Below are 15,841 nucleotides of genomic sequence, written 5' to 3'. Positions count from 1 at the left end.
CGCATCCGGAGCTCGGGTGTCCGACGATCCACCTGCCGCCGGATCAGGTGTCGGCCGGCTTCTTCGCCGTACCCGCGTCACCGATGGCGTTCGCATCGCTCAGCGACTGCGGGGTCGTGGGGCCCACCGAATCGGTGCCCTCGTCGAAGGCCTGATCGGCTTCGGGGTGCTCGGTGTCGAAGGTCTTGGGCAGCTTGCGCAGTTGCCGGTTCATCGACCAGATGAGCAGGGCCGTGCAGATCAGCAGCAGGATGATGATCAGCAGACCCAGCGGAGAGGCCTTGCCGAACTCCGGGCCCTGTGGCTGCTGGTCGGCGGCCAGCAGCACACCGTGCAGCCCGGCGGCGATCGAAACGGACGTCATCGGGAAACCTCGCTGTTCGCCTCGAGCCCGGCGAACAGATCGCTCTCGGGAATCGAGGTGGTCACACGGGTCTGCGCCAGCTCGAACTCCTCGGTCGGCCACAGACGCTGCTGCCACTCGAGCGGGACCGCGAAGAACATCCCGTTCGGGTCGATCTGGGTGGCGTGCGCACGCAACGCCTCGTCACGTTGAGGAAAGTACTTGCCGCACTCGACCTGGGTGGTCACCCGCGCCATCAGGTCGCCGCGGCTGGAGTCCCACTTGCTCAGCCACTCCTTGAACGGGCTCTCCTGCCCGTGGCGTTCGAACTCGTCGGAGAACAGGATCATCCGGTCCCGGATGAAGCCGTGGGTGTAGTAGAGCTTCGAGACGGTCCACGGTTCACCGGTCCCGGGGTAGGCATCGGGGTCACCGGCGGACTCGAAAGCGGCGACCGACACCTTGTGGCACATGATGTGGTCGGGATGGGGGTATCCGCCGCGCTCGTCGTAGGTGATCATCACGTGCGGCCGGAACTCGCGGACGAGCTTCACGAGCGCTTCGGTGGGCACCTCGAGCGGCAGGGTGGCGAACGACCCCTCCGGCAGTGGCGGTGGCGGATCGCCCTCGGGTAGCCCGGAGTCGACGAAACCGAGCCACTGTTGCTGCACACCGAGCGCCGCGGCGGCCTTGGCCATCTCTTCCTTGCGGACCTCGCTCATCCGCTCCTTGACGCCCGGACGATCCATCGCAGGGTTGAGGATGTCACCGCGCTCACCGCCGGTCAGCGTCACGATGAGAACGTCGTTGCCCTCCGCGGCGTATTTCGCCGACGTCGCCGCCCCCTTGCTGGATTCGTCGTCGGGGTGGGCATGCACCGCCATCAGTCGGAATCCACCGCCCGGCGACGTCGTGACAACCCCGGTCGGCGTCGACGCGCCGTCCCCCTGGGTCGACGATGTCGACGGGTGGGATTCGGCGGTGTGGGTCTCGCGCACGGTTCCTCGCCTTCGGGTCGGTACTTCTCTCATGGTAGGTATTGACCCGTGAACAGTTCAGACGGGGGCACGCCACCGGGCTCCGACCTGCAGGATCGCCCGCAGAGCGGCCCGCGGGCGACCTATCCCGTCGCGCAATCGGCGTCGAGCCGTCGACTGTGGTTCATCGCACTGTCGGTGCTCGTCGTGGTCGTCGGCGTCATCCTCGCGGTGATCGGGTACCACAAATTCGCCGATCCGGACGTCTCCGGTCAGGCCACCGGATACGACATCCTCAACTCGTCGACCGTTGCGGTGCAGTTCACGGTGAACCGCGCCGATCCGTCACAGCCGGTCGCCTGTGTCATCCGAGCCCGCTCCAAGGATGGGTCGGAGACCGGACGCCGCGAGGTGCTGATCGGCCCCGGACAGGTACAAGAAGGACACCGGGTCGAGGTGAAGACCTCCGAGCCACCGGTGATCGGTGAGGTGTTCGGCTGCTCGACGAGCGTGCCCGCGTATCTGACCGCACCGCCGTCGGCAGGATCGGCCGGATGACCGCGACCGACACGCGTACCAACCGCGCGGTCTTCGCGACCGTGTCGAGCCACTATCTACCGATGCTGACCGCGCTGTTCGTCGGGGTCATGCTCATCAGCAACATCACCGGCACCAAGGGTGTGCTGCTGTTCGACCAGTGGTTGCATCTCGATCTCGGCCCGTTCCACCTCAACGGCCTGGTCACCGACGGCGCCTTTTATCTGTTCCCGCTTGCCTACGTACTCGGCGACGTCATCAGCGAGGTGTACGGCTTCAAGACGATGCGACGGGTGATTCTCGCCGGATTCGTCGTCCTGCTGATCGCCTCCGCATGCTTCTGGCTGACCATTCACCTCCCGGCCGCCCCGTTCTATTCCAATCAGGAATCATTCAAAGCCGTCGCCGGGGTGGTACCGCAGTTCTTGTTGGCCGGACTACTCGGATATCTCGCCGGCGAATTCCTCAACTCCTTTGTCCTGGTGAAGATGAAGGAACGCGCCGGAGAACGGCGACTGTGGGCTCGGCTACTCGGCTCCACCGTCGTCGGCGAATTCGCCGACACCCTGGTGTTCTGTTCGGTCGCCGCGTCGGCGCTGGGCATCTCGACCTGGGGAGACTTCTGGAACTACACCATCGTCGGATTCTTGTGGAAGACCTTGGTCGAGATCATCATCATGCCCATCACCTATCTGGTGTGCGCATGGTTGAAGAAGGCCGAGCCAACTTATGTGACGGCTCTTGCGGAGGCACACGCGACCCCGTCGTGATGTGCGTTCGATCTCATTCGCTGGTATCCTCGTCGGATACACGGCTCCGCAAGGGGTCGTGTTGCTGCATTTAGAGCAGTCCACATGCCCGTCGTGAAGACATCGCGGCGGGGCGCGGACAACACAAAGGAGTGACCGATGACCGACACCCAGGTGACCTGGCTGACCCAGGAGTCCTACGACCGCCTCAAGGGCGAGCTGGATTCCCTGATCGCCAACCGTCCGGTCATTGCTGCGGAGATCAACGAGCGTCGTGAAGAGGGTGACCTCAAGGAGAACGGCGGCTACCACGCTGCCCGCGAAGAGCAGGGCCAGCAGGAGGCGCGTATCCGCCAGTTGCAGGAACTCCTGAACAACGCCAAGGTCGGCGAGGCACCCACCCAGTCGGGTGTTGCGCTGCCCGGTTCGGTCGTGACCGTCTACTACGACGGCGACGAGAACGACACCGAGACCTTCTTGATCGCCACCCGCGAGGAAGGTGCTCAAGGCGGGAAGCTGGAGACCTACTCCCCCAGCTCCCCGCTCGGCGCTGCGCTGATCGACACCAAGGTCGGCGAAACCCGCGAATACACCGTCCCCAGCGGGGCGACGGTGAAGGTGACGCTGGTCAAGGCCGAGCCCTACCACAGCTGACCGGTTCATCCCGAGATCTGCGATCGCGGCCGTCCCTCACCGGACGGCCGCGATCGTCGTCTCCGGGTGCGCTGATCCGGCCACGTGGCGAACGAGAACGTGTTACAACATTCGGCGTGAACCTGCATGCACGCGCACGCAGGGTCGGGGGCCTCATCGCATCCGCCGTCGTCGCTTCCGCGTTGATGGGCGCCGGACCTGCCCTCGCCACCCCTGGACCGACCTCTGCGCCGACCACCTCTGCGCTGACCTACGTGAATCTCGGCGACAGTTATTCGGCCGGTTCCGGTGTCGTGCCGACGGCACCGGGCACCCTCGAGCAATGCGCACAATCGGCGGACAACTACTCGCACCTCATCGCGCAGCGGTTCGGCTATCACCTCACCGACGTCAGTTGCGGCGGCGCGACCACCGAGGATTTCTTCGGGGTGCAATACCCGGGCCTTCATCCACAACTCGACGCCCTCGGCCCCGGCACCGACCTGGTCACCTTCATGATCGGTGGCAACGACGGAATGGTCTTCGCCGGGACCGTGGGCAAGTGCCTGGCAGCCGCCGCGACCACCCTGGGCCGCGGCTCACCGTGTAAGGACACCTACGGCGACACCATCGCGAATGAGATTCGGACACAAACCTTTCCGAAGCTGGTGAAGGCCATGAGAGCGATACGCAGCAAGGCACCGCACGCTCGCATCGCGGTGATCGGCTATCCGTGGATCATGCCGGCGACCTACGAGCCCTGTCCCGCATTTCCGGTCGCCGCAGGCGATGTCGCCTACACCTACGACATCGAGGCAACGCTCAACGACGCGATTCGACGCGCCGCCGCCGAGACCGGTGTGACCTTCGTCGACGCCACCACCCCGTCGGTCGGCCACGACAGTTGCAAGCCGGTCGGGACCCGCTGGATCGAACCGATCCTGACCACCCAGCAAATCGTTCCGGTCCATCCGAATGCGTTGGGCGAGCGGGAGTTGGCCTCGATCACTGCCGGTGCGCTGGGTCTGGGGCGCTGAGGGCCACATCACCCGGATTGCCGCTCACGCAGCATGCACCAGGGTCAGGCCCGCACCGGATGCACCGACGTCGGTGCGCACCGCGCCGTCGTGCATGGCATGCGCGAGTGCGATGGCGAGTTCGACGACCGGTGACAGGTTGTCGGCGACCGAATGATGCTGCTGGAGCGGAACATCGATCACTGTCGCCTCGGTGAGGATCGACGATTTCCATCCCATGCCCCGCAGTGGCTGCAGCGCAGTACTCCGGGTCAGTGGGCGCAGAACCACCATCGGTGCGATGTCGTCGGCGTGCGCGGCCCACGCACCGATCGCCTTGGGATGCCAGAGCAACCCGTCGACAGTCACCTCCGGCATGACCGGGGTACCCGGCCCGAGGTCCTCATGCATGCGCGCCGGCGGCCGCTCGAACAGCAACAACCCACTCGGCCCGAGTGAAGCGAGGATTCGGGTGTCGCGCATATCGATTCCGGGCGTACCCAGTTCCGTCATCACGGTCTCGGGCACCCAGACCGGGCCGACCCCGGCCACCGCCTCGCTGATGGCCTCGGTGGTGAGCATGCTGCGATACACGGTCACATACATGTAGGCGTGTTCGAACGATCGGGCGTCGAGTTCGCGAAACGCGTCGGTGTCCTGCCGGCCGTTGGCCTTCATCGCGTCGAGCACCCGATCATAGTGTTCGAGGCGCTTCTCGATGTGTGCGAGGTGGTACGGCCATTCGGTCAGGAGAAGGCGGTAGGCCTGCACGAGACCGGAGTACACCGTCGGCGCCCAACCCGGGCCCCACGGCGAGATCTCCTGACCATCAGTCGCTTTCGCCTGCGCGAGCTGGTCCTCGAGACGCTTGCGTCGGCGCGGGGTAGGCGTCGCTGGCTTCGGGGTTGTGTAGTGTCGTCGTCCCATGCGTTGCAGCGTAAGACCGTTCGGCACGAAGGCCGCTCCGGAATTCCACAGGCACGAAAAACGATGAACTCATCGGTTCACATTCGCGGCAAGCTCCCTCGTGACGACACCCTCCGGTGTCCGCACCGCCCATTGCGGACGGTGCGGACACCGGTACGTCGTGGCTTCCTCAGGTCAGCCGAGGGTGACCTTCGCGCCGCCGAAGAACATCGAGTCGTGCAGCTCGATGGCGGTGGGCACCGCGTCCTTGGACATGTCGAAGACCACCTTGGCGGTCACGGTGTTACCGGGATTGATGTTGTCCCACACCGGGATATCGGAGCCGCCCAGGGCGATCTGCGCACTCGTGCTCGGCTCGAATTCGCGCCCCTGCGCGTCGAGCAGCTTCTGATCCGACGGGCTGAATCCGTAGGCCTTGTCGGAGATGTTCTTGACGGTCATCGTGACGACCACGAACTGCCCTTGCGCCTGCTCGGTGAGATACGGGTTGTCGCCGACGCTGGCGAGCCCCTTCTCGACACCGGTCACGACGAACTCGAATTTGCCGTCCCGCACCGGGGTGTTGAGCCCGGCCGCCTGCTCCCCGCCGCCGTTCGCGGGCGCATTCTGGGCTGCTCCGTTCTGCGCTGGTCCGTTCTGCGCTGGTCCGTTCTGCGACCCACTCGGAGACGAGTCGTCGGAGCCGCCGCTGGTCGCCACAGCGATGATGATGATCAGCACCACGATGGCGCCGAGAATCCACGGCCACTTGCGCTTCTTCTTGGGCGGTGCCGGAATCGGTTGCGGCGGAAACCCATAACCGGTCTGGCCGTACTGGGGTGCACCGAATTGGGGCGACCCGTATTGGGGTGTACTGTACTGGGGTGCTCCATACTGGGGCCCGGCGTTCTGGGCATTCGGATCCTGGGGAGTGGTCACGTCGATCTCCTTTGACTTGGTGCGGTAACCGGTCGGTACCGCCTCCCGACTCACTCAACAGAGAGGGTCTGACAATTCCGACGAATCTGTCATTCGACCGGACGACCCGTGGGACCCGCACCCGTCATGCGGCCTTCGCAGCCACCTGCACCATCCATCCCCCATCGATCTCGACGAGACCGATAGTGTTGTTCTGCAATGCCTTTCCGATTCGACACAGCATCTCGATCAACGGCCGCGCCCCATCGGGAACGTCGAAAGTGCTTCCGATCGGCACGCGCACGCCGGTCACCTCGACCAGGGTCGACGACACACAATTCTCACGTTGCGGCGAACGTGCACCACGCCGACGAGCCAACGCCACCACCTCCAGGACCTCATCGACCTCGCCGTCGACACCGTCATCGACCATCCCGTCGTCTTCGGGTTCGGCCGTCCACCACAGCACCGCGTCGACATCGACGTCGGGTGTCTGCGGACAGTCGCATTCATAGATCTCGCCGGCCTTGACGAAGGGTTTCGCGAACACCATCAGCCCTCGTGGAAGCAGTCCGGTCAAGCCGAAGGTGCTCTGACCGGCGACATCGGTCGCCGCCGAGGCCACCGTCAACGCCGACGTCGGTAACCAGATCGGCGCAAGGCCCGAAAGTGCCTCGCTCGCATCGACGCAGCGATTCGCCACCTCGTCCGCCATGCGATACATCGACAACTGAGCTCGCACTTCACCAAGCAGCCAGCCGTAGTCCTCGTCACCGGTCTCGCGACCCAGGCCGGCCAGCTCGTGGCATCGGGCGCTCAATGCGCGCAGACGTGGCTCCAAGTCTTCGGTCACCGCGGCGCAGTCACGCAGGATCCGGTCATAGGCGTCGGAAAGCTCATCGCGGAGCACGACCATCCGTTCGGGTGACCACCGCGCCTGGAGCGATCGGGACGACGTCCGGTTGGCGCGCCGCGCGTGCGACGTGGTGCGAGGAGCTCTGCGGTGGCGTTTGCGTTTTCCCATGGCCGAGGAGGCTAGGCGCATCTCGGGCATTCACGGCGAAGCTGTCCACAACCAGTGCGATGGGTCACAGACGATCCACAGGTTGATCGCAGACCGCCGTCAACCTGCGGGTTCACAGTGGTTCTATCGCGTTCACCACAACTCGCGAACGGAGAGACCGATGAGAATGCACAAGCCCGCACCCGAGGTGCCGATGATCGTCCTCACCGACGATCGGGCCGTCCACGCCTACGCCGACACGCTGTTCGACGCGGGGGTACCGCTGGCCGTCGTCAGCAGCACGTACTCCGACGTCGTGCCCTACATGCTCGGCAACAACGGCCATACCGTCGCGCTCGTCGCCGATGTCGACGACCCCGAGCAGCTCGCGGGCGCCATCGTCACGGTCGAGCGCCGTCTCGGCCCGGTCGGTGCGGTCGTCCGCTACGCCACCGACCTTCCGGCAGCCTCGGTGTCCTCGGCCGCCTGACCTGCAGAGATCGTCGCGCTGTCGGTCGCCGACACCACGCGTAAGCCGACGTAAGCGCGACGACAGCAGCACCGGGCACAGTGGTGTCCATGACCACAGCACTGCACACCAGCCCGGCTCCGGGTGGCGCGGCTCGGACCACCGACCTCGCCATCGACGCTCACGGCCTGGTCAAGACCTTCGGTAACAACCGCGCCGTCGACGGCGTGGACCTGGCCGTCCCCACCGGTTCGGTCTATGGCGTCCTCGGCCCCAACGGCGCCGGCAAGACCACAACGGTCAGCATGCTGGCCACCCTCCTGAAACCCGATGCGGGGTCGGCGACGGTCTTCGGATACGACGTCGTCTCCGACGCGGTCGCGGTCCGCTCGCTCGTCGGTGTCACCGGGCAGTACGCCTCGGTCGACGAGGATCTCACTGCCACCCAGAACCTCGTCGTCTTCGCCCGGCTCCTCGGTTTCTCCCGCAAGGCCGCGAAGTCACGCGCCGAGGAACTCCTCGACGAGTTCTCTCTCACCGACGCCGCCGACCGGCCGCTGAAGAACTTCTCCGGGGGCATGCGTCGCCGCCTGGATCTCGCGGCCAGTCTCATCGACACCCCGCCGCTACTGTTCCTCGACGAGCCGACCACCGGCCTCGATCCCCGTACCCGCGCCCAGATGTGGGACACCATCCGCAATCTCGTCCGCGGTGGGTCGACGGTGCTGTTGACCACGCAGTACCTCGACGAGGCCGACCAACTCGCCGATCGCATCGCCGTCATCGATCACGGACGGGTCATCGCCGACGACACCGCCGACGGGCTCAAGAACTCGATCGGCGCGGCCACCCTGCAGCTGCGGCCCGCGGACCGCGCCGACGCCCCGCGCGTCGCGGAGATCGTCGAGCAGATGCTCGGCGAACCCGCCGCACTGTCGGCCGAGGCCGGCCGGGTCTCGGCGTCGTTGCACCGCCCCGACCTCGTCCCCGACATCCTCATCGCCATGCGTGAACAGGACATCACCGTCGACGAGATCAACGTCCAGAAGCCCAGCCTCGACGAGGTGTTCATGACGCTCACCGGCAAGCCCGCGGAGACCGACACCGACACCCCCACCGATGACTCCACCGAGGAGACCCAGTCATGACCACCACACTCAACCGGACGTCCACCGCGTCGGCCATCACCACACGCGAAGTCCGTGACAAGGTGAAAACCTCTGTGAGCCTTGGTGAAACGATCCGCCAATCGTTCACCATGGCCTACCGCGGTGTGCTCAAGATCCGACACAACCCCGAGCAGTTGTTCGACGTGACGCTCCAGCCGATCATCTTCACGCTGATGTTCACCTACATCTTCGGTGGCGCGATCAGCGGCAACATCCACTCGTATCTGCCGGTGATCATTCCGGGCATCATGGTGCAGACGGTGATCACCACCTCCATCGTCACCGGCACCCAACTGCGTGAGGACATGGACAAGGGCGTCTTCGACCGATTCCGGGCCCTGCCCATCGCGCGGATCAGCCCGCTCGCCGGCGCGCTGCTCGCCGACATGATCCGCTATCTGATCGCCACCACACTGACCATCGTGATGGGCATCATCATGGGCTGGCGCCCCGACGCCCTCGGCGCCATCGGTGCCGCCCTGCTGGTCATCGTGTGCAGCTTCGCAATCTCCTGGATCTTCGCACTCATGGGCTGCCTGATGAGCAAAGCCTCAGCCGTGCAGGGCATCTCGATGCTGATCCTGTTTCCGCTGACCTTCATGTCCAATGCCTTCGTCCCGGTCAGCACCATGCCCGGCTGGTTGCAGGGCTTCGTCAACGTCAATCCGATCAGCCATCTCGTCACCGCGGTCCGGGAACTGACCACCAACGGACACATCGGCATTCACGTGGTGTGGTCGTTGATCGGTGCGGCCGTCATCACCGCGGTGTTCGCACCGCTCGCGGTGCGCGCCTATATGCGCAACGCCTGAGCACCATCGGCACGCCTCGACGCCAGGATGGCCTGCAACCGTGCGGCCGCCTGGCGTCGGGGCAGGTCCGCGACCGGACCAGTGTGCGCCTGCCACTCCTCATCGGTGAGACCCGACAGTTCCTGCATGTGCTCAACGGTGTAGACGAAGCCCGGGTAATCCCGACGAGCCCGTAGTCGCTGCGACAGCACCATGAGTCGGGCGCCGTCGCCGCGCGTCTGCGGGTCGGCGCTCAGGACATAACCCGCGGCCAGGGCCATCGCCCCGGCCTGCGGCGAATCGTGCCAGCCGAGCGCGGAGAATGTCGCCGCCACACCGTCGCCCAGGATCGGCAGATAACCGCGCGCCAGCTCGGTCAGCCCCGCTCGCATCAACCCGATCACCGCCACGCTCACCATCATGAGCGCTCCCGGGTCCTGGCCCCCGAGTGGATGCTCGCGCCTCACCAGCTCACCGGCCCGACGATAGAGATCACCGGCGACTTCGGTGTCCCCCTTGGCGAATCGGAACTCGGCGTGGGCAAGCATCAGAGCCGCACCGATTTCCGGGCTGCCCTGCGGATCGGGCTGATCCGGCGTCCACCCGTCCGAGACGACCTCGAGCTCTGTTGCCGCAGAATCCATTTCACCGAGCGCGATCAAGGTGACCACCAGATACGTTCGGGTCTGCATCTCGTCCTCGTAGGCGCCGAGGCGCACGAGTTCGACGATGCCCCTGCGATAGTGACCTACCGCGTCACGCCACAGCATCTGCTGGCCCAGGACGCTACCGACACTGATCTCGACCATCGCCGACATCCACGTGTCGCCGTTCGCCTCGGCTCGCTTCTGCAGGGTCGCCCCGTCGCGCAGCGCACCCTCGAGGTCACCCATGTTCTCTCGGATGTTCATGCGCGCGGCCATCGCCGCGGTGGCCACTCGCTCCTCGGCGGCCCGTGTGCCGCGGACGATGTGGCGCATGGCCTCGAGGGCGGTACGGCTGAGCGCGCATGCCGCGATCAGATCGGTCTGTTCATCGTAGGCGTGATCGGGTCGGTGGAGCAGGCGCAGGTGATAGCGACCCTTCGCCAGCGCACGCAGATCACGGCGCATCACCTGATGGGCGAGCGCGGCGAGCAACGACGCCTCCCAGTCTCGCCGCACATCGTCGGCGACCGTGCGCGGCGGCGTCGGGGCCACCGCGAGAATCCTTGTCCCCCAGTTCAACACCTCGGCGTGCAACCCCCGCGCCATCCACAGGCCGGCGAGCACGGGGAAGACCCGGATGACGGTCAGGAAGGTGTCGGTCGGGGCGCCGGAGTGCAACGACGGCTCGCCGGCGCTCAGGCGGTCGAGGCAACTGCGCAGCACCCAGACGAGGTTCTCGGCGTCGGCGGCCACCGCGCCGAGCAGCACGTCGTCGATGCCCTCGTCGTAGCGTGCGGCCGCGTCGACGCAGAATTCGCGGGCCCACCGCCACATCCGCTGGTCGACCTCTTCCGACCCCTCCGGGGTGGCGCCGAGTTTGCCCTCGCCGAATTCGCGCACCGTCTCCAGCATCCGGTAGCGCACGCGTCCACCGCTCTCGGTGACCTCGAGCAAGGACTGGTTGACCAGTGCGGCGAGCGTGTCGTCGAGGCGGAAACCGCTGTAGCCCAACACCGTTGCGCCCGCGTCGGTGGTGAATCCACCGGGGAATCGACACAATCGACACAACGCGATCCGCGCATCCTCGTCGAGCAGTTCCCAGCTCCAGTCGATAACCGCATAAAGGGTGCGGTGCCGATCGGGTGCACTGCGATCGGCCCCGCGTAACAACGCGAACCGTTCGACGAGGCGATCGGCGATCTCCTCGACGGTCATGGTGCGGATCCGGGCAGCGGCGAGTTCGATCGCCAGCGGCAGACCGTCGAGGTGGCGGCACAATGCCGCCACCCGATCCGGCGGCAACAACGCGTCGGGCCGCACCGCGCGGGCCCGAGTGACGAACAGTTGTACGGCCGGCCCGGTCTGGCGCGCATCGAGCGTCGGCAGCAGGTGGATTCGCTCGGAAGCCAACATGAGTGGCGAGCGGCTGGTGACCAGGATCCGAATGTGGTCGTCGGCGGCGAGTAGGTCGGCGACGACCTGGGCACACCGGTCGATGACCTGCTCACAGTTGTCGAGGATGAGCACCGCGTCGCGACCTCGGACGGCGTCGAGCAAGCGGTCGTGCAGATCGCCGACGGTCATCCGAGGGCGATTGCGACTCAGATCGGACTCACCGACCCCGAGGGCAGCGGCGATGGCCGGGACCACGTCGTCGTCGGCGCGGATGGGCGCCAGCGGCACATAGAAGACCGAGGCGCCGGCATCGACGAGGTGATGGCCGACGCGGTTGGCCACGCGGGTCTTGCCGACCCCACCCGGTCCCTGGATGGTCACCACCCGACTGGTCTCGATGGCCGACACGATGGCATCGACGTCGCCGTCGCGACCGATCAGCTCGGTGGTGTCGGCGAGCAATCCGGTGCCCCGGCCGCGGCGTACGGTCCGGGGCGTCTCGGCCGACGCCGGGGCCGGGGCCGGGGCCGAAGTGTCGGTGCCGCTGAGCAATTGGGTGTGCAGCGCACTGATCTGGGCGCCCGGGTCCACCCCGAGTTCGGCCGAAAGCCGTCGACGGAGTCCGGTATAGACCGCGATGGCGTCGGCGACCCGACCCGCGGCGGCCAGCGCCCGCATCAGATCCAGGTGTGCCGACTCGTCGAGAGGATCGGCGAGGCAACGCTTTTCGGCGATCGAGCGGGCCGTGACATCGTCGCCGGCAGCCATGGCCGCGGTGTAACGGGAGCGGTCGAGACGATCGGCGACCTGCCGGGCACGGGCGGTCAGCTCGTCGATCAACCCTCCCGGTTCTTCGGTACCGAGATCATCTCCGGGGGTCCCGCGCCACCAGATCGCCGCGCGCTCGGCGTCGTCGGTGGAGGTGATCATCTCGGTGACGACGTCGAGGTCGGTGCGACACCCGACGAGCCGGTATCCGCTGCCCGAGCCCTGCAGGTGGTCGGCGCCGAGCAACTGCCGCAACCGGGAGATCTGGGTGTGCAGCGCCGAGGTCGGCGACCGGGGTGCGTCGTCGCCCCACACGTCGTCGATGAGTCGCTCGGCCGACCGGGTCCGTCCATCGGCCAGGGCCAGCGAGGTCAGCAGGCGCTTGGCACGAAGACCGGGCACCGGCGTGGCCTGGGGTCCGTCGGAGTCCGAATCCGGGTGCGGCGCAGCGATCACCGACACCGGACCGAGCAGTCCGATGATCACCTCCCCGTCATGAGCCACCCCGCCAGCGTAGTGGACTCCCCGACCGGACAGACGCATCGCGGCGCTGCACCGGGGAGGCGATGGCCTAATCTCGACTCATGGCGCGCACCTACGACCTCGAACCGTTCGACCTCGACTTCTTCGACACGGCACCGATCTCCTACCGCATCGATATCAACATCCCGGTGTCACCGCAGCGCGCGTGGGCCGAACTGACCCGACAGAACACCCTGGACTGGTGTAAAGCGATCAAGTCGATCGAGTTCACCGCGGCGGCGCCCTACGGCGTCGGCACCACCCGGCAGGCGTCACTTGCCCCGGGCTACGTCTCGCTGTCGGAGGTGTTCTTCGACTGGACCGAGGATGCCGAGAACTCGATCTACCACAACGCTTTTCGCGTCGCCAAGGTCAATGTCCCCGGGATGCGGCGGTTCGGCGAGTACACCGAGGTCACCCCGGCGGCGGTCGGGTCACGGCTGGTATGGGCGTTCGCCCTCGAACTCGGCCCGTCGTCGCGGGCGCTGAACGCGTTCTCCAACCCGGCCTCGGTGCCGGTGTTCAAGAGCATCGAATCGGACACCCTGCGGCACTTCGCGCATCTGACCCCGCAGGCCTGACCCCGGATCGGGCGGCTCGGCACGTCACCAGATCAGCGCCTCAACGCAGGAACCCGGCCTGGGCCAGCGCCTCGCGCACCGTCGCCTGGTGGTCGGGCCCCCGGGTCTCGGCGCTGACGGTCACCTGCACCTGCCCGAGCGCTAGTCCCTCGGCGACACGTGAATGGACCACGTCGACGACGCTGGCTCCCTGGTCACGCAGCATTTCCAGCAGCGAGATCAGGCCCCCGGGGCGGTCGGGCACGGTGGCGGTGACGGTGAGGAACCGTCCGGCGGCGCTCAGTCCGGTCGTGGTGACGTGGCTGAGCACGAGCGGATCGATGTTGCCGCCGGAGGCCACCACACACACCGGCCCCGACAACTGTCCACACGCGCCTTCCACCACCGCCGCGACCCCGGCGGCCCCGGCCGGTTCGACGAGGAGTTTGGCGCGCTCGAGCATCAGGAGCAATGCGGTCGCCAACGCGTCCTCGTCGACGGTGACCACGTCGTCGACGAGTTCGGTCACGTGGGCGAACGGGACCTCCCCCGGTAGTGCCACCGCGATGCCGTCGGCCATCGTCGCCATCCGGGCCGCGACCATCGGCGAGCCGGCGGCCAACGACTGCGGCCACGCGGCCGCCTCGGCGGCCTGCACACCGATGATCCGCACGTCGGGGCGAACGGGTTTGACCGCGGCCGCGATCCCGGCGAGCAGCCCGCCACCGCCGAGCGGCACCACGATCGTGCCGACGTCGGGCATCTGTTCGCAGATCTCCACGCCGACGGTCGCCTGCCCGATCACGATGTCGCGATGATCGAACGGGTGGATCAGCACTGCCCCGGTTCGCTCGGCGAACTCGCGTGCGGCGACCAGGGATTCGTCGATCGTGGCACCCATGAGCTCCACCTCGGCGCCATAGGCGCGGGTGGCGGCGATCTTCGGCAGGGCCGCACCGACCGGCATGTACACCCGCGAGGAGATCCCGAGTCTGCTCGCCGACCACGCCACGCCCTGCGCGTGGTTGCCCGCACTGGCCGCAACCACACCGCGTTCGCGCTCGGCCGGGCTCAGCCGGCTGATCCGGTAGTAGGCCCCGCGGGGTTTGAACGAGCCGGTGCGTTGCAGGTTCTCGCACTTGAGCCAGACCTCGCGGTCGGCGCGCTCGCTGAGCACCCGGGACGCGACCAGCGGGGTACGGCGCATGACGCCACGCAGTTCGGTGACGGCCTCGGCGATTTCGGACGCGGTGATCAGCATCGGCGTCGCTACTGCAGTGCCTGCTCCAGGTCGGCGAGGATGTCGTCGACGTCCTCGATACCGACCGACAGCCGCACCAGGTTGGCGGGCACCTCGAGCAGCGAGCCCGCCGTCGACGCGTGGGTCATCGCGCCGGGATGCTCGATGAGTGACTCGATCCCGCCCAGGGATTCGGCGAGGGTGAACACCTCGGTGCGAGCGCAGAACTTCTGGGCGTCCTCGATGCCGCCGGCGACGAGGACCGAGACCATCCCGCCGAAACGCTTCATCTGCTTGCTCGCGACCTCGTTACCCGGGTGCATCGGCAGTCCCGGGTAGAGCACGCGGTCGATCCGGTCGTGATTCGACAAGAACTCGACGACGGCTTCGGCGTTGTCGCAGTGCTTTTCCATCCGCACCGCCAGGGTCTTGATGCCGCGCATGGTCAGGTAGGCGTCGAAGGGCCCCGGTACCGCACCGGCCCCGTTCTGTAGGAAGGCGATCGCGTCGTCGAGTTCGGCGTCGTCGGTGACCAGGGCGCCGCCGACCACATCGGAGTGCCCGCCGAGGTATTTCGTCGTCGAGTGCAGCACGACGTCGGCCCCCAGCGACAGCGGCTGCTGCAGGTACGGGGTGGCAAAGGTGTTATCCACCACCAACTTTGCGCCGGCGTCGTGGGCGATCGCGGCGGTCTGTTCGATGTCGCCGACGTTGAGCAGCGGATTGGTGGGCGTCTCCACCCACACCAGCTTCGTCTGCGGGGTGATCGCCGCGCGGATGGCGTCGGTATCGGTGACCGGCGCGACCGAATAAGTGATGCCCCACTGGGTGAAGACCTTGTCGATGAGCCGGAAGGTGCCGCCGTAGGCGTCGTTGGGGATGACCAGATGGTCCCCCGGGCGCAGGCACGCGCGCAGTAAGGCGTCGGTGGCGGCCATCCCGGAGGCGAAACCCCGTCCGTAGGTGCCGTGTTCGATGGCGGCGATGTTCGCCTCGAGCACCCGACGTGTCGGGTTGCCGGTGCGGGCGTACTCGAATCCGTCGCGCATGCCGCCGACGCCGTCCTGGGCAAAGGTCGAGCTGGCGTAGATCGGGACGTTGACCGCACCGTTGAGCGGGTTGGGCTCGTAGCCGGCGTGGATGGCGTCGGTGGCGAAGCCGCGGGGACGCTGCTGGGAACTCACGGGAAAACTCCTCG

At 66.8% G+C, this 15,841-nt stretch carries 16 protein-coding genes; 8 read left to right on the top strand and 8 right to left on the bottom strand.

The features are described 5' to 3' along the window. Positions 1-43: 43 nt before the first annotated feature. A complete protein-coding gene (locus J6U32_RS11355) occupies positions 44-364 on the bottom strand; it encodes a hypothetical protein (protein ID WP_208795529.1) in 321 nt (106 codons plus the stop codon). After that, positions 361-1,227 (bottom strand): mycothiol conjugate amidase Mca, encoded by an 867-nt coding sequence (gene mca / locus J6U32_RS11350; protein WP_208796069.1) that lies wholly within the window; start codon positions 1,225-1,227, stop codon positions 361-363. The genes J6U32_RS11355 and mca overlap by 4 nt, the downstream gene beginning before the upstream one ends. Positions 1,228-1,389: 162 nt before the next feature. Here mca and J6U32_RS11345 point away from each other — a divergent pair, with 162 nt between their 5' ends. The 4 genes from J6U32_RS11345 to J6U32_RS11330 all read left to right on the top strand — a co-directional run bounded on the left by J6U32_RS11345 (position 1,390) and on the right by J6U32_RS11330 (position 4,276). Beyond that, positions 1,390-1,878, top strand: a complete 489-nt coding sequence (locus J6U32_RS11345; RefSeq protein ID WP_006372303.1) for a DUF4307 domain-containing protein — start codon at positions 1,390-1,392, stop codon at positions 1,876-1,878. Further along, on the top strand, positions 1,875-2,627 hold the full coding sequence (locus J6U32_RS11340) for a queuosine precursor transporter (protein WP_208795528.1): 753 nt from the start codon (positions 1,875-1,877) through the stop codon (positions 2,625-2,627). Before J6U32_RS11345 ends, J6U32_RS11340 begins: the two co-directional genes overlap by 4 nt. 138 nt (positions 2,628-2,765) lie before the next feature. After that, positions 2,766-3,260 carry a transcription elongation factor GreA gene (gene greA / locus J6U32_RS11335; protein ID WP_006372305.1) on the top strand — a complete coding sequence of 165 codons (495 nt, stop codon included), beginning with the start codon at positions 2,766-2,768 and terminating at the stop codon, positions 3,258-3,260. A 116-nt stretch (positions 3,261-3,376) separates the two neighbouring features. After that, positions 3,377-4,276: an SGNH/GDSL hydrolase family protein gene (locus tag J6U32_RS11330; RefSeq protein WP_208795527.1), complete on the top strand. Its 900-nt coding sequence runs from the start codon at positions 3,377-3,379 to the stop codon at positions 4,274-4,276. Between the two features lie 24 nt (positions 4,277-4,300). On the opposite strand, the gene J6U32_RS11325 is transcribed toward J6U32_RS11330, so the two are convergent. The 3 genes from J6U32_RS11325 to J6U32_RS11315 all read right to left on the bottom strand — a co-directional run bounded on the left by J6U32_RS11325 (position 4,301) and on the right by J6U32_RS11315 (position 7,103). After that, positions 4,301-5,182, bottom strand: coding sequence for a hypothetical protein (locus tag J6U32_RS11325; protein ID WP_208795526.1), 882 nt, complete (start codon positions 5,180-5,182; stop codon positions 4,301-4,303). Positions 5,183-5,356: 174 nt separating this feature from the next. Next, positions 5,357-6,100, bottom strand: a complete 744-nt coding sequence (locus J6U32_RS11320) for a DUF4352 domain-containing protein (protein ID WP_244332817.1) — start codon at positions 6,098-6,100, stop codon at positions 5,357-5,359. Between the two features lie 124 nt (positions 6,101-6,224). After that, positions 6,225-7,103, bottom strand: a complete 879-nt coding sequence (locus tag J6U32_RS11315; RefSeq protein ID WP_244332816.1) for a hypothetical protein — start codon at positions 7,101-7,103, stop codon at positions 6,225-6,227. A 166-nt stretch (positions 7,104-7,269) separates the two neighbouring features. Here J6U32_RS11315 and J6U32_RS11310 point away from each other — a divergent pair, with 166 nt between their 5' ends. The 3 genes from J6U32_RS11310 (at position 7,270) to J6U32_RS11300 (ending at position 9,532) form a co-directional block, all read left to right on the top strand. Further along, complete coding sequence (locus tag J6U32_RS11310; RefSeq protein WP_208796067.1) at positions 7,270-7,572, top strand: hypothetical protein; 303 nt, start codon at positions 7,270-7,272, stop codon at positions 7,570-7,572. 89 nt (positions 7,573-7,661) lie between these two features. Beyond that, positions 7,662-8,699, top strand: coding sequence for an ATP-binding cassette domain-containing protein (locus J6U32_RS11305; protein ID WP_208795524.1), 1,038 nt, complete (start codon positions 7,662-7,664; stop codon positions 8,697-8,699). Further along, positions 8,696-9,532, top strand: coding sequence for an ABC transporter permease (locus tag J6U32_RS11300; protein WP_208795523.1), 837 nt, complete (start codon positions 8,696-8,698; stop codon positions 9,530-9,532). Before J6U32_RS11305 ends, J6U32_RS11300 begins: the two co-directional genes overlap by 4 nt. On the opposite strand, the gene J6U32_RS11295 is transcribed toward J6U32_RS11300, so the two are convergent. Further along, positions 9,514-12,825, bottom strand: coding sequence for a BTAD domain-containing putative transcriptional regulator (locus J6U32_RS11295; protein ID WP_208795522.1), 3,312 nt, complete (start codon positions 12,823-12,825; stop codon positions 9,514-9,516). The genes J6U32_RS11300 and J6U32_RS11295 overlap by 19 nt on opposite strands. A gap of 80 nt (positions 12,826-12,905) precedes the next feature. Between J6U32_RS11295 and J6U32_RS11290 the strand changes: the two genes are divergently transcribed. After that, positions 12,906-13,424 (top strand): SRPBCC family protein, encoded by a 519-nt coding sequence (locus J6U32_RS11290; protein WP_208795521.1) that lies wholly within the window; start codon positions 12,906-12,908, stop codon positions 13,422-13,424. 40 nt (positions 13,425-13,464) lie between these two features. Here J6U32_RS11290 and ilvA read toward each other — a convergent pair whose 3' ends face one another. Both ilvA and J6U32_RS11280 read right to left on the bottom strand, forming a co-directional pair. After that, positions 13,465-14,664 carry a threonine ammonia-lyase gene (gene ilvA, locus J6U32_RS11285; RefSeq protein WP_208795520.1) on the bottom strand — a complete coding sequence of 400 codons (1,200 nt, stop codon included), beginning with the start codon at positions 14,662-14,664 and terminating at the stop codon, positions 13,465-13,467. Positions 14,665-14,672: 8 nt separating this feature from the next. Next, a complete protein-coding gene (locus J6U32_RS11280) occupies positions 14,673-15,827 on the bottom strand; it encodes a cystathionine gamma-synthase (protein ID WP_208795519.1) in 1,155 nt (384 codons plus the stop codon). Positions 15,828-15,841: the final 14 nt, after the last annotated feature.

It is taken from the genome of Gordonia polyisoprenivorans (assembly GCF_017654315.1).
Lineage (GTDB): Bacteria > Actinomycetota > Actinomycetes > Mycobacteriales > Mycobacteriaceae > Gordonia > Gordonia polyisoprenivorans_A.
Note: the sequence above shows the minus strand (reverse complement) of the source record. Positions and strands in the feature narration are given on the sequence as shown.

Coding starts and splice junctions, on each gene's coding strand:
- mca (WP_208796069.1), bottom strand. CDS start 1,227: ATGGCGGTGCATGCCCACCCCGACGACGAATCCAGCAAGGGGGCGGCG.
- J6U32_RS11310 (WP_208796067.1), top strand. CDS start 7,270: ATGCACAAGCCCGCACCCGAGGTGCCGATGATCGTCCTCACCGACGAT.
- J6U32_RS11325 (WP_208795526.1), bottom strand. CDS start 5,182: ATGGGACGACGACACTACACAACCCCGAAGCCAGCGACGCCTACCCCG.
- ilvA (WP_208795520.1), bottom strand. CDS start 14,664: ATGCTGATCACCGCGTCCGAAATCGCCGAGGCCGTCACCGAACTGCGT.
- J6U32_RS11340 (WP_208795528.1), top strand. CDS start 1,875: ATGACCGCGACCGACACGCGTACCAACCGCGCGGTCTTCGCGACCGTG.
- greA (WP_006372305.1), top strand. CDS start 2,766: ATGACCGACACCCAGGTGACCTGGCTGACCCAGGAGTCCTACGACCGC.
- J6U32_RS11290 (WP_208795521.1), top strand. CDS start 12,906: ATGGCGCGCACCTACGACCTCGAACCGTTCGACCTCGACTTCTTCGAC.
- J6U32_RS11305 (WP_208795524.1), top strand. CDS start 7,662: ATGACCACAGCACTGCACACCAGCCCGGCTCCGGGTGGCGCGGCTCGG.
- J6U32_RS11300 (WP_208795523.1), top strand. CDS start 8,696: ATGACCACCACACTCAACCGGACGTCCACCGCGTCGGCCATCACCACA.
- J6U32_RS11315 (WP_244332816.1), bottom strand. CDS start 7,103: ATGGGAAAACGCAAACGCCACCGCAGAGCTCCTCGCACCACGTCGCAC.
- J6U32_RS11355 (WP_208795529.1), bottom strand. CDS start 364: ATGACGTCCGTTTCGATCGCCGCCGGGCTGCACGGTGTGCTGCTGGCC.